This window comes from Streptomyces sp. NPDC058685, from assembly GCF_042714725.1.
Taxonomy (GTDB): domain Bacteria; phylum Actinomycetota; class Actinomycetes; order Streptomycetales; family Streptomycetaceae; genus Streptomyces.
This window is the reverse complement of sequence record NZ_JBHXSL010000005.1, coordinates 19,846-31,864: the sequence shown is the minus strand read 5'-3', so window position 1 is coordinate 31,864 and position 12,019 is coordinate 19,846. Positions and strand designations below refer to the sequence as shown.

11 protein-coding genes and 1 pseudogene are annotated in these 12,019 nt (G+C 70.0%); 5 read left to right on the top strand and 7 right to left on the bottom strand.

Features of this window, described 5'->3' with window-relative positions; translation table 11 throughout:
- The first annotated feature begins 497 nt into the window (after positions 1-497).
- The 3 genes and pseudogenes from ACFWU3_RS06045 (at position 498) to ACFWU3_RS06035 (ending at position 3,888) form a co-directional block, all read left to right on the top strand.
- Positions 498-1,088: a TetR/AcrR family transcriptional regulator gene (locus ACFWU3_RS06045; protein ID WP_384431804.1), complete on the top strand. Its 591-nt coding sequence runs from the start codon at positions 498-500 to the stop codon at positions 1,086-1,088.
- Positions 1,085-2,569 carry an MFS transporter gene (locus tag ACFWU3_RS06040; RefSeq protein WP_384431801.1) on the top strand — a complete coding sequence of 495 codons (1,485 nt, stop codon included), beginning with the start codon at positions 1,085-1,087 and terminating at the stop codon, positions 2,567-2,569. Before ACFWU3_RS06045 ends, ACFWU3_RS06040 begins: the two co-directional genes overlap by 4 nt.
- A 400-nt stretch (positions 2,570-2,969) precedes the next feature.
- A pseudogene (locus ACFWU3_RS06035) lies at positions 2,970-3,888 on the top strand (NADP-dependent oxidoreductase).
- A gap of 309 nt (positions 3,889-4,197) precedes the next feature.
- On the opposite strand, the gene ACFWU3_RS06030 reads toward ACFWU3_RS06035, so the two are convergent.
- From ACFWU3_RS06030 to ACFWU3_RS06010, 5 genes are all read right to left on the bottom strand, one after another.
- The gene (locus ACFWU3_RS06030) at positions 4,198-4,683 is read right to left on the bottom strand and encodes a hypothetical protein (RefSeq protein WP_384431798.1); all 486 of its coding nucleotides are present in this window, start codon (positions 4,681-4,683) and stop codon (positions 4,198-4,200) included.
- A 378-nt stretch (positions 4,684-5,061) separates the two neighbouring features.
- Positions 5,062-5,922, bottom strand: a complete 861-nt coding sequence (locus ACFWU3_RS06025; RefSeq protein WP_384431795.1) for an ABC transporter permease — start codon at positions 5,920-5,922, stop codon at positions 5,062-5,064.
- A 10-nt stretch (positions 5,923-5,932) separates the two neighbouring features.
- The gene (locus ACFWU3_RS06020) at positions 5,933-6,865 is read right to left on the bottom strand and encodes an ABC transporter ATP-binding protein (RefSeq protein WP_384431792.1); all 933 of its coding nucleotides are present in this window, start codon (positions 6,863-6,865) and stop codon (positions 5,933-5,935) included.
- Entirely contained in the window at positions 6,862-7,206 is a 345-nt protein-coding gene (locus tag ACFWU3_RS06015; protein ID WP_384431789.1) for a transcriptional regulator, read from the bottom strand. The genes ACFWU3_RS06020 and ACFWU3_RS06015 overlap by 4 nt, the downstream gene beginning before the upstream one ends.
- On the bottom strand, positions 7,203-7,703 hold the full coding sequence (locus ACFWU3_RS06010) for a hypothetical protein (protein WP_384432407.1): 501 nt from the start codon (positions 7,701-7,703) through the stop codon (positions 7,203-7,205). Before ACFWU3_RS06010 ends, ACFWU3_RS06015 begins: the two co-directional genes overlap by 4 nt.
- A 38-nt stretch (positions 7,704-7,741) precedes the next feature.
- Here ACFWU3_RS06010 and ACFWU3_RS06005 point away from each other — a divergent pair, with 38 nt between their 5' ends.
- Positions 7,742-8,011 carry a hypothetical protein gene (locus tag ACFWU3_RS06005; protein WP_384431786.1) on the top strand — a complete coding sequence of 90 codons (270 nt, stop codon included), beginning with the start codon at positions 7,742-7,744 and terminating at the stop codon, positions 8,009-8,011.
- Between the two features lie 182 nt (positions 8,012-8,193).
- Here ACFWU3_RS06005 and ACFWU3_RS06000 read toward each other — a convergent pair whose 3' ends face one another.
- Entirely contained in the window at positions 8,194-8,865 is a 672-nt protein-coding gene (locus ACFWU3_RS06000; RefSeq protein WP_384431783.1) for a TetR/AcrR family transcriptional regulator, read from the bottom strand.
- A gap of 61 nt (positions 8,866-8,926) precedes the next feature.
- Here ACFWU3_RS06000 and ACFWU3_RS05995 point away from each other — a divergent pair, with 61 nt between their 5' ends.
- Positions 8,927-10,444: a monooxygenase gene (locus tag ACFWU3_RS05995; RefSeq protein ID WP_384431780.1), complete on the top strand. Its 1,518-nt coding sequence runs from the start codon at positions 8,927-8,929 to the stop codon at positions 10,442-10,444.
- A 313-nt stretch (positions 10,445-10,757) separates the two neighbouring features.
- Here ACFWU3_RS05995 and ACFWU3_RS05990 read toward each other — a convergent pair whose 3' ends face one another.
- Positions 10,758-11,465 (bottom strand): SDR family oxidoreductase, encoded by a 708-nt coding sequence (locus tag ACFWU3_RS05990; RefSeq protein ID WP_384431777.1) that lies wholly within the window; start codon positions 11,463-11,465, stop codon positions 10,758-10,760.
- Positions 11,466-12,019: the final 554 nt, after the last annotated feature.

Below are 12,019 nucleotides of genomic sequence, written 5' to 3'. Positions count from 1 at the left end.
GTGCGGCGGTGAGATCGGGGCACAGCCGGGGTTTCGCGGGCCGGCTGCGCGGGCGGGCCACGTGCCCCGCGGCCCGGTGCGGCGGCCATGGTGCGCGGTGGAGGGCTACTGATCGGGCCTCCCCGTCGCGGAGCAAGGTGCGCGTCGGCTCGAGTAGTTCGACCTGGTGAGCGCGGGCCAGTTGGAGAGCGCACTCAACTCCTACCAGAGCGCCTTCATGGTGGTCAGCCACGATGAGGAGGTTCGACTGGCCGCTGAGCACGAGCGCAGGTGATGCGCCATCAGGTTCAGGACTCCGGACGAAGGCCGGGGCCCCCGCGCCTGTCGTCACGGCTCCGTGGTTGGCGCGGCGTTGACCGCCGCGGGCCGCGGCGTGATGGCGGTCGTCGGACGGGTTGTGGCCGGAGTCCTTGCAGGATTCGGGGGAGGGCACCCAGCTTCCCGCCTGCTGAGCCCCAGAGTAGACACTGTCTACGGAAGTGGTGTAGACAGTGTCTATGAGCGATCGGGACATGAATCTGCGTGACCGTCTGGTGGATGTCGGCGTCGGTCTTGTGGCCACGGAGGGACTGCAGGCCCTGTCACTGCGGGAGATCGCCCGTCGGGCCGGGGTCTCGCACGGCGCGCCGCGACGCCACTTTCCGACGCATCTGGCCCTGCTCTCGGCGATCGCCCGCCACGGCTTCGAGGATCTGGCGTCGCGGGCGAGAGAGGCTGTCGCCCGGGATCTGCCGGACGCGGATGCGCGGGCGCAACTCAAGGTGTTCGGGCGGATCTACCTCGACTTCGCGCGCAGTGACCGCGGCATGTACGAGCTGATGTTCCGTCATGATCTGTTGGAGAGCAACGAACTGGGTCTGCGCGAGACGAGCCTGCCGCTGTTCGCCGCCCTGGTGGACATGGTTACCCGGGCACGCTCCCGGCCGGGTGCGGAACCCGCGGTCGTCGCGGGCGCGTTGTGGGCCAATCTGCACGGCATCGCACAACTCTGGGGGTGGGGCAGCCTGCAGGTCGCGGCGGGGGTCGATGACGTCGAACCGCTCCTGTGCGCAGTCATGGACGCGCACCTCGGCCCGCAGCCCCGGTGAACCCCGCACGCGGGCAGCGCCTGACGCTCGCCGGCAGCATCACCGGCGCTGTGATCGTCGCCCTGGACGGTTCCGTGCTCACTGTCGTACAGCCCGTCCTGCAGCGTGAACTGCATGCCTCGGTGACCCAGGTCCAATGGACCAGCACCGGCTATCTGATCGCCGTGGCGAGCCTCCTCGTGTTCGCCGGCCGGCTGGGCGACCACTACGGACACAAACGGATTTTCGCCACCGGAGTCCTGGGGTTCGCCGTCACGTCGGCGGCCATCGGCCTGGCGGAGAGTATCGGCCCGGTGATCGGACTGCGCATCGCGCAGGGAGTGTTCGGAGCACTGCTCCAGCCGGCCACCCTCGGGATGCTGCGCGCCGCATACCCGCCCGGCCGACTCGCGATGCCCATCGCGCTGCGCACCAGTGCCATCGGCGTCGCGGTCGCGGCCGGCCCGATCCTCGGCGGCGCGCTCGCCGCCCACATGGGCTGGCGATCGGTCTTCTTCCTCAGCGTGGTCCCCGCAATCGCCGCGGGCGTACTGGCCCTGTACGTGCCGATACCCGAGACCCGGCGACCGGGCCCAGGGCTCCGGGGGCTCAACCTGCCGGGCGCTTTCCTTCTCGCCGCAACCCTCGGGTGCCTGGTCCACACGCTCGTGGGACTACCCGACAGCGGCTGGACGCCGGTGTCGAGTCTCGCGGCCGCCGCCGCCGTGACGGCGGGCAGCGCCTTCGTCCTGCACGAACGGCGTACCGCGAACCCTCTCGTCCCGCCCGCCGTGCTGCGCTCGGTGCCCGTCATCTCGGCGCTGGCCGTCCTGGTGTCGGCGTCGGCATCGCTGTTCGGGGTCCTATTCCTCGGTACCTACCTGCTCCAGGACGTCCTTGGTCTCGACCCTTTCACGACTGCCCTGCACATGCTGCCCATGGCCGTGATGATGGTGCTGGGTGCCCCCGCCTCCGCCGTACTGCAACGGCGTCTGGGGTACCGCGCGACCACCATGACGGGCATGTTGCTTCTCGCTCTCGGCATCCTGCTGGTATCCCGCCTGGACGAAGCCTCCGGCTTCGGACCGGTCAGTCTGTGCTTTCTCGTCATGGGCGCCGGTTTCGCGCCGGTGATGGTCACCGCGACCGCCGTGATCGTGCATCAGGCATCCGTGAACACGGCGGGGGTGTCCGGAGGGCTCCAGCAGACCGCGATGAACATCGGTCCGGCGCTGGGTGTCGCGGCGACGACGATGCTGATGGGCCTGGCGACGCCCGGAACCGCGGGAGTCGGCGGGTCCGGTGCGGCCTTCGTTCAGGCCATGGGTCCCACGCTCGTGGTTCTCGCTGCCCTCGGGGTGGCCGGCGCCGCCATGGCTGTGGGCCTCCCGGGCCGCGACCGCCAACCGGCCCGGTCCGGCTGTCGAGCCGCCCGAGCCCAAACCGGGATGCGCTACCGCACAGGACGCGAGTCTTCTTCCGGCCCACCGTCCGCACGATGATCAGGTGACCTCCCGTCGCTCCCGTGGCGCCGGTCCTCAGGCCGCGCAGAGCATCCACGCCGCCCTGACTGACCTTCTCGACTCCCAGCCGGGGGTCAACCTCCCTGACGTTGCGGAGCTACTCGCCAGCAGGGTTCTCGATACACGCGAGGCGCCGACCCGACCTCATGGCGAAGTCTGGGCGCCGGCGGTCGCGTTGACGAGGAACCGTCCACCTGCCCGGCCGACTGGTGCCCGTCGCAGGTCGATAGCACAGTCGCCGTTATATGGTGATTTGCGGAGTGATGGCAGTGTCCCAACACCAGCTTTTCCGCCGTCGAAACGCGGAGCTCTGGCGACGGTCGTAGCTTGCAGACCGACATGCCGTGAACCGCGAAGATCAGCTACAGAGAGGTCACCGATGAAGGCGATTGTGGTGACGGACGAGGCCGCCGGAACGGCTGGGATGACGTTGGCGGAGCGACCGCAGCCGGAGGCGACGGGGAACGACGTTCTTGTCGAGGTGCATGCGTCGGGATTCACCCCAGGTGAGCTGACATGGCCTGACACCTGGACCGATCGCCTTGGGCGGGACCGCACGCCGTCGATCCCAGGCCACGAGGTGGCCGGCATGGTCAGCGCGCTCGGCTATGGCACGCGAGGGCTGTCGGTGGGGCAGCGGGTGTTCGGCCTCGCGGACTGGGCTCGTGACGGCACCCTGGCGGAGTACGTGGCTGTCGAGGCGAGGAACGTCGCGCCGCTGCCGGGTGATGTCGATTTCACGGTGGCGGCGAGCTTGCCGATCTCGGGCCTGACCGCGTGGCAGGGACTGTTCGTTCATGGCCGCTTCCAGGTGGGGCAGAGTGTCCTCGTGCACGGTGCGGCCGGCGGAGTCGGTTCGATGGTGACCCAGCTTGCACGTGAGGCCGGCGCCTACGTCATCGGCACCGGCCGCGCCGCCGACCGGCAGACGGCACTCGACTTCGGCGCGCAGGAGTTCGTCGATCTCGACAGTGACGCCCTGAAAGACGTCGGCCGGGTCGATCTGGTTTTCGATGTCATCGGTGGGGGCCATCGGGAAGAGTTCCGCGGGTCTGGTTCGAGCTGGAGGAATGCTGGTGACCATCGCCGGCCCTCCCGAAGTGCAACCGGTGGACGGCCTGGCGGTTGACTTCGTCGTCGAGGCGGACCGCGCGCAGTTGGGCGAGATCGTCCAGCGGGTGAGGGACGGGCGGGTGCGGACGAACATCGGCAAGGTCGCCACCCTGGATGACGCTGTCGCCGCCTTCAACCCGACAGAGCGGACCAAGGGCAAGACCATCATCCGCGTTCGTTCCTGAGAACGCGGGCCGTAAACATCGACCCCGTTCCCTCGGTTTCCGGCCGGCGTGTCTCGCCCTGCTCCGCAGGAGGCCCCTGGGGCTGGCTCGTCGGGGTCGCGGTCCTCTGCCGCCATGGTTACGGTCCGCTCCAGGCCGAGCCCGTCCTCGCTTTCCGGTGCCCCGGCTTCTGCCTTCTGGCCGCCCTGCATGACCTGGTCCTCGCGCTGGTCGCCTCAGTTGAACCCAGCGCCGCGCCCCACCAGGCATGGCTCTGACTTCTCCTCGCTCCCGATCGGAACGCAGCCCGGACACGCGGTCGGCGACGACTCAGAGGTATGCCAACAACGCGGTGAACTCGATGGACAACCCGAGGGTCCCCCAGAGGAGGATGTCACCAACCGGCCGGACCGGACGTCCTTCGTCTTCACGCAGCACGGCCATGTGGACGGCAAGGGAGGCCGGGGCCGAAGCGGCCCAGAGCACACCCGCAAACAGCAACCCGTCCATGGCGAGTTGTCGCCACTCGTGGATCCCGCTTTGCGACATTCGGGCCATCGTGGGCAGGCCGACTGCGGGCAGAAGCCCCACTGCTGTGCCGACCGCCACCCACCACCACCTTCTCCCGTGCCCTGCGCGCCGCCCGAACCAATGCCCCAGAGCCACAGTCGGCAGGACGTATGCGGCGGTCAGCAGCGCGCTCACAGCCAACAACACCGGCAGCCCGACCACCGGCGTGAGGGGATGCAGCGCTATGCCCGCCGGGGGGCCGGCAAGCCGTCCGGTCCACGCCAGTGCCAACGCGGCGATGACCACACAGAGCACAGCCATCGATACCGACGAGGGCGCTGCCCCCACCCGGTCGGCTTCGCGTCTGCCCCACACTTGCGCCATCTCGACCCCCGCCCCTGCCCGGCCCCGCCCACGCGAGTCGCGCTACGAGCATCGGCAGGCATGCAGCCACCACCCTAGGCCCACTACTGAACGCGTTCAAAGACGGGCCGGACGCGTGTGCCCAGCATCCGGTGGAGAACCCACCGCTCAAGTCCGACCCATCGGACACGCCCTGGACCCGATGCTGTGCCGGTGGGCGATGGAGTGCGGGGCCGGCGGGGGCAGGTGCCGGCCCGCAGGGTCTGGGTGGGCTGTGCCGTCGAGGCGGGCCACGGCGTAGTCCGGTGGTCGCGAGGCCGCTTACGCGGCCGGCGTGCCGCTCTGTGCCGCCTTGTGGTGGCGGGCGGTCAGCCGCGAGCCGGACTCGCGGCGGGCGGCGCGGCGCAGGAGCGGTACCGCGAGGAGGAACCCGAGGACCGCCCAGGCCGTGAGGACGAGGGCGACCATGGGCAGTTCCCAGGAGCCGGCCGCCTCGGCGGTCCGTGCCGAGTCCGGGAGCAGCGCCGAACGCAGGCCCTGCGCCATCCACTTGAGCGGAAAGACCGCGGCCACCTGCTGGACCGGCACGGGCAGTGCGGTGATCGGGAACACCGTCCCCGAGGTGAGCAGCAGCCCCATCGTCGGCAGCATGATCAATGCCAGGGCCTCGCGGGGGTTGGGCAGTACGGCGCCTATGGCCGCGCCGAGCGGTACGACGGCGAGCAGCCCGAGTGCGGTGACCCACAGCAGCGTCAGCCAGGCGCCCGGCCCGTGCGGCAGTGGCCCGTCCGCCAGCAGCGCCCCGGCGACCAGGAGGAGCGCCAGGGTGCCGACCGCCAGGACGACCACCAGGAGGCACTTGGCGATGAGGTAGGCCGGTATCCCGCCGGGCGTGGCGCGCAGCCGCAGCAGGGTGCCCTCCTCCCGCTCGGTCACGAGGATCTGCGGGAGGTTGATCAGCCCGACCTGGAACAGCAGGTAGGCGGCGAAGCCCGCCAGCACCAGATGAGTCATCGGGGTTCGGGTCCCGGGCACGTCGTCGCTGACGTAGGCGGCGACGAGCAACGCGACGACCACGTTGGTCAGATGGCCGGACATCTCCTTGCCGTTGCGCAGGAGGTGCCGCAGCTCGATTCCGCCGCGCTGGAGCCCGGCACGCCGGCTGTTGGTCCTGTTCGTCATGTGTGCCCCCTCATGCGGCCGGAACCTCCTCGTCCGCGTCCCTGTTCGTGCCGTCGGCCCCGTCCGTGCCGTCAACTTCCCGGTGCACCATGTGCAGGTAGGTGTCCTCCAGCGTCGGGCGGCGGATCTCCAGGTCGGCGATCGGGCCGTCCGCGTGACGGTGGAGTTCCCACACCAGCCGTGAGGGGTCCTCTGTGCGTTCGCGGCGGGGCGTCCCGTCGTCGGCCATCCAGCGGACCACGGCCTGGGCGGCGGCTCGCCGGGCCAGTTCCGCGGGTGTGCCACAGGCCCGGATCCGGCCGCCGACCAGCATGGCGATCCGGTGGGCGAGGCGCTCGGCCTCCGCCAGGTCGTGGGTGGTGAGCAGGACGGTGACGCCCTCGTCGCGGGCCAGCTGTTCGACCAGGACGTGGAACTCGTGACGCGCTTGAGGGTCGAAGCCGGTGGTCGGCTCGTCGAGGAAGAGGAGTTCGGGGCGGCCGACGATGCCGAGCGCGACGTCGAGTCGCCGGCGCTGGCCGCCGGACAGCCGGTCCACCTGCCGGCCGGCCTGGTCGGTGAGGCCGACCAGGGCCAGTAGTTCGGCCGGGTCGCGCGGGTCGGGGTAGTAGGTCGCGAAGTGGTTCAGCAGCTCGGCGACCCGCCAGCGGCGGTGGTCGCGCCAGGACTGCAGGACCAGGCCGATCCGGGCCCGCCACGCGTCGCCGCCCCGTTCGGGATCCGTGCCGAGGACGCTCACCTCCCCGCCGGAGCGCTGCCGGAAGCCTTCCAGGATCTCGACGGTGGTGGTCTTCCCCGCGCCGTTGGGCCCGAGCAGTGCGAAGACCTCGCCGCGGTGGATGTCCAGATCGACGCCGCGCAAGACGTCGACAGCGCCGTACGCCATGCTCAGATCGCGGACTCGGACCACGGGCTGGACGTCGGCGCGCCCGGACGTCGTCATCGGCCCGCCTCGGCGTGGGGCTGCTGTTGTGCGGCTCCGGTCGTGGGTCCGGCGCCGTCGACGATGGCCCGGAGTGCCGCCACATGTCCCTCGAAGGCGGTGCGACCGCGGTCCGTGAGCCGTACCTTCGTACGGCGGTTACGGCCGCCGCCCTCCTTCCGGGCCTCCAGGTATCCGGCCCCCTCCAAGGTGTGCAGCTGCTTGGAGAGCGCGGAGTCGCTGAGCGAGAGGCTGTCGCGGACGAACGCGAAGTCCGCCCACTCGGTGGCGGCGAGCAGCGCGACCACCGACAGTCGGGTGGCGGGGTGGATCAGCTCGTCGAAGCCGGCGGGGGTGCTCATCGGCCCGCTTCCTCGTCGGCCGCCGGTTCGCTGCCGCTCCGCACCGAGTCGGCCGCCCAGCGGTTGGCGGGGCCGAGGGAGAGCAGGTACACGGCCACCGCGGTCGTGGCCTGGATGAGGCCGGCGTAGATCGGCTCCAGCGGCTCGGTCAGGTGGTCCGACAGCACGATCGTCCCGCCGACCAGCACCGCCACCGCACCGAACGCGGCCCAAATACGCCCGGGGTAGCGAGTGTGGTGCAGTTGCATCCGGCCCCTGCGGCTCCTCACCACGATCAGCACGCTCAACAGACCGACGTAGGCGGCCACGGACAGTCCGACGCCCCACTGGGGCAGCTCCATGCCGACGCCGGCGAGGAACACCCACATGAGCGCGGCCATGCCGTAGGTCATGCCGCGCCCGCCGGACGCCGAGCGCTCGAACTCGTCGTACACCCGCTCCTGCGGAACGCGGATGCGCTGGAGATCCTTCCATGCCTGTTCGGCATCCACCGGCATGTTCACGGCCATCCCCTCCCGTCCCCGATTACTTTCCTATGAGGAAAGCTACTCAGGACTTTCCCGATAGGCAAGTCGGGGGCTCGCCGGTACCGGGAGGCGGGAGCCACCACGGTGGCGGCGGTCAGCAGTCGCTCGCCCCGCAGCACCCGCGCCAGGACCAGGCCGAGCGCGACGGCCGCGGCCGTCGCGATCGCGCCGCCGACCACCAGGCATCCCGGACGGTCATCGACCAGGCGATCGGCGTCATCATGGCCCCGCAGTGCTGCGGCTCCGAGGGGGCCTTCATGATCCTGCGGACCGCCTGACGGCACAGCAACGTCGAGCTCCGCGATGTGTGCGCCGAACTCCTCACCAACCTCGCCGGCGAGCCGCCCACCGAACCCGAGAAGCCCCGGCCCTGACACATGCGCGGACAGTCCTCCGCCGGGACGGCCGGTGTGAGCGACTCGTATTGCCGCCTTCCTCGTCGAGCATGCGGGACGCTTCGTCAGCGCTGTTGTGACAGGGTGCGCAGCCCGTCGATGAGCAGGCGCAGGCCGAACTCGAAGTGGGTGGTGAAGTCCGTGCTGCTGAGGACGGGCAGGGTGGCCGTGAGGTGCGGGTACGCCCCGGCCGTTACGGCCTCAGCCAGGCGGCCCGGGTCCGCGGGGGCCTCTGTGTCCGGTTCCCGAGCGGCGGCTTGTTCTTCCAGGGTGTGGCCGACGGTGAAGTTGGCCACCGTCATCAGGGCGCGCGCGGCGTCCGCGTCGTCGAAGCCTGCCTCGCGCAGAACGCCGATCACGGTGTCGGCGAAGTGCAGGGTGTGCGTCCCGGTCGAGTGTGTGCCGGCGAAGACGCGGGCGCCGTCGCGGTGGGCGAGCAGCGCAGTGCGCAACGCTCTGGCCAGGCCAGTCAGCCGCTCGCCCCACTCTTCGTCGGCTGGAATCGCGGACGTGCCAACGTCGGACAGCATCCGCTCCGCCATGGCGGTCAGCAGCGCCTGCTTGGTGGCGAAGTAGCGGTACAGCGCGCCGGCTTGGACGCCCATCGCATCAGCCAGACGTCGCATGGTCAGCGCGTCGAGCCCAGCCTCGTCCAGCAGATCCAGGGCTGTCTCGACGGTGCGCGCCTGGTCCAGCCGTGGGGGGCGCCCCCGTGTGCGGGTTGACGGATTGCTCATGGGCGCCACTATAGTGAACATCGTTCACGTGAACGATGTTCACTAAATAGTGGAGGTCACATTGACGGACACTGACGTGCTGGTCGTGGGCGCTGGTCCAACCGGGTTGATGCTCGCCTGTGAGCTGGCGCTGGCGGGCGTACGGACCCGGATCGTGGAGAGGCGTACCGCGCCGCAGCGTGATTCACGAGCGCTGACCCTGCACCCGCGCAGTGTGGAACTGATGGACATGAGGGGCCTCGCGCCCCGCTTCCTCGCCCTCGGGAACCCCGTGCCCGGCTGGCACTTCGCCGGTCTGGACACCCGTCTGGACTTCGCCGAGCTCGACTCCCGCCACGGCTACACCCTCTTCCTGGCCCAGGCCCGTACCGAGGCGCTGCTGGAGGAGCGGGCGGGAGAGCTGGGCGTCCGCATCAGCCGCGGACACGAGACCATCGGGCTGCGCCAAGACGCCACGGGCGTGGAACTGGAGGTGCGCGTGCCTGACGGAGCCGTCGGCACCGTACGGGCGCAGTACGCGGTCGGCTGTGACGGCGGGCGCAGTCTGGTGCGGCACGCTGCCGGCATCGCCTTCCCGGGGACCGACGAAACACTGACAGGCATGCTCGGTGACTTCGCGGAGGTCGACGCAGATCCTGCGGTTCTTGCTGCTCTACGGGCCCGCGGCGTGCTGACCGTACCGCTGGAGGGCGGGCTCACCCGGTTCGTCTGCATCGATCCGGAGCGGATGCGGATTCCGGCCGGGCAGCCGGTGACTCTGGAGGAGTTTCGTACCTCGCTGACGAGGATCTGTGGCTCCGACTGCGGGATCGCGCAGCCGCGCTGGCTTTCGCGCTTCGGCAATGCCACCCGCCTCGCCGCCTCCTATCGGTCCGGCCGCGTCCTGCTCGCCGGGGACGCCGCTCACATCCACTTCCCCGCGGCGGGTCAGGGACTGAACACAGGCCTGCAGGACGCCATGAATCTGGGCTGGAAGCTGGCTGCCACGGTCAACGGCTGGGCTCCTCCCGGTCTCCTCGACACATACGACGCCGAACGCCGACCGGTCGGACAGGCAGTCACCGAGAACACCGAAGTGCAGACCCTGCTCGCCGAGTTGCCCCTCCTGCCGCAATATCAGCGGCCCGCCGTTGCCCTGCGCAGGCTCCTCGACGAACTCCTGTCGCTGAAGGACGTCAACCGTCTGCTCGCGGGACGGATCTCCGCGCTGAGTACCTTCTGCCCGCCCGCGACCGCCGACGCCGACCCGCTGGTGGGACAGCGGATGCCCGACATAGGTCTGGCCGTCGTCGGTTCGGAGGCGATACGTCTCTACGAACTGTTGCCGCGGGGCCGCTTCGTCCTTTTCGACCTTGCCGGCGACGCGCATCCGGCGCAGGCCCTTGGGCCCGGGTGGCGCTCACGGGTCACTGCTCATGCCGTCACGAAGTACGACGAGCGTGCGGACCTCCACGGCGTGACCGAGGTGCTCGTTCGCCCCGACGGGTACATCGCCTGGTGCACCCGTGCCACCGATGCTGCGATCCGCAGCTCTGAGCGGACCGCCGCCCTGGCCGCTTGGGCAGGTGCACCCGGGTGAGGGTGACGCCTCTTGTGCGAGACCGCTCAGCGGGCCGGGCGATGGAGTCCGCACGTGTGTTGATCTTCCGATCGGTGGCCAAGCGCCGCCACAGACGGTGCGGGCGACCCCCACGAGCCGGGGCCGCCCGGCTGGCGAACCCGTCACCACAAAAACTGGAGATCACGCAATGGCTGCTCAGGAGCCTCTCGGCTACGACGCCTTTGTGGAAGTCGCCGCTGGTTCAGCTGTCGTCGGCCTTGTCCTCAAGGGTTCCCGGGCCCACGAGGGCAGTGCGTAGACAGCGACATCGGCCGGATGGGTGTGCAGGTGGCTACCAGGGGATCCGCCCGTTGGTGTCGAAGAAGCCGCCCGTGGGACCGTCCGGGCCGATCTGGGCCATGCGGACCAGGATTGAAGCGCCCTGCTCGACCGTCTGTGTGCCGGCGTGGCGGTTGAGGTCGGTTGCGGTGAACCCGGGGTCCACGGCGTTGATCCTGACCCCGGGGTAGGCCTTGGAGTACTGGACCGTGAGCATGTTCACTGCGGCCTTGGAGGACGGATAGGCGATGTCCGGGTAGAAGTGCGCGGGCGAGTCGGGGTTCACGAGCTCGCGCATCAGCGAGGTGCCGCTGCTGACGTTGACCACGACGGGGGCTGGTGAACGCTGCAGCAGCGGGAGCAGCGCATGCAGCATCCGGACCTGGCCGAATACGTTTGTCTCGAAGACGTCTCGCATCGAATCGGCGGTCAGCTCGCCGGGAGGGACGAATCCTCCGTCTGCCGTACGGGGCTCGATTCCGGCGTTGTTGACCAGCACGTCGAGTCCGCCGTCGGCGTGGAGGGCGCGTGCCGCGGCGGTCACGGAATCGTCGTCGGTGACGTCCAGCTGGACGAAGCGTGCTCCCAACTGCTCAGCGGCGTCACGGCCGCGCTGGGTATCCCGCGCTCCGACGTAGACGGTGTGGCCTGCCGCCACCAGCTGGCGCGCGGTCTCGAACCCGAGGCCCTTGTTCGCTCCGGTGATCAGAGTCGTCGTCATGGGAGGTGTCCTCGCACTTGTGTCGGTGGACCGTCGGCGGATGCGGGAGTCAGGTGTCGATCGAGGCAGTCAGTTCCGGACGAGCGTCGGTGCCCGCCGCGGCGCGGCCCCGGGGTGGTACCCGAGAAACACCTGGCTCTGTCCAGTTCACAAGCGTGTGGACATAGGCATGCGGGCCGCTACTCGGCTTACGCCTATTGGTCTTCCGGCTTCCGTAGTCCGTGGAGTGGGGCCTCGGGTGTGTCGGTTCGGGGGCCTCGCCGTAGGGGAGGGGGCAGTGCCGTCGGTGAACCTCGCACCGGTGAAGTCTCCGCCGTCGAAGACGACGCCGGTGAAGTCGAGGTCGTGGCCTTGCCAGGAGTGGGCGTGTTCGGGGGCGCGGGGCAGGTGGTCGCGGATGAGCCGGATGACCGTGTGCCTGACCTTCCGCAGGGCCATGTAGTTGTGCCGGGCCTTCGCGCCGCCCGACGGTGGTCGGGTTCGGCGGTGCAGGGCAGGCGGAGACAGGCGCACTGCCCGGCTTTCTCATGGCCCGCCCCTACGCAGGCGACCCC

Excerpts from the sequence above, each read along its gene's own strand:
- ACFWU3_RS05990 (WP_384431777.1), bottom strand. The coding sequence starts at position 11,465 with ATGACGACGACTCTGATCACCGGAGCGAACAAGGGCCTCGGGTTCGAG.
- ACFWU3_RS06015 (WP_384431789.1), bottom strand. The coding sequence starts at position 7,206 with ATGAGCACCCCCGCCGGCTTCGACGAGCTGATCCACCCCGCCACCCGA.
- ACFWU3_RS06005 (WP_384431786.1), top strand. The coding sequence starts at position 7,742 with ATGAGGAAAGCTACTCAGGACTTTCCCGATAGGCAAGTCGGGGGCTCG.
- ACFWU3_RS06000 (WP_384431783.1), bottom strand. The coding sequence starts at position 8,865 with ATGAGCAATCCGTCAACCCGCACACGGGGGCGCCCCCCACGGCTGGAC.
- ACFWU3_RS06025 (WP_384431795.1), bottom strand. The coding sequence starts at position 5,922 with ATGACGAACAGGACCAACAGCCGGCGTGCCGGGCTCCAGCGCGGCGGA.
- ACFWU3_RS06010 (WP_384432407.1), bottom strand. The coding sequence starts at position 7,703 with ATGCCGGTGGATGCCGAACAGGCATGGAAGGATCTCCAGCGCATCCGC.
- ACFWU3_RS06020 (WP_384431792.1), bottom strand. The coding sequence starts at position 6,865 with ATGACGACGTCCGGGCGCGCCGACGTCCAGCCCGTGGTCCGAGTCCGC.
- ACFWU3_RS06045 (WP_384431804.1), top strand. The coding sequence starts at position 498 with ATGAGCGATCGGGACATGAATCTGCGTGACCGTCTGGTGGATGTCGGC.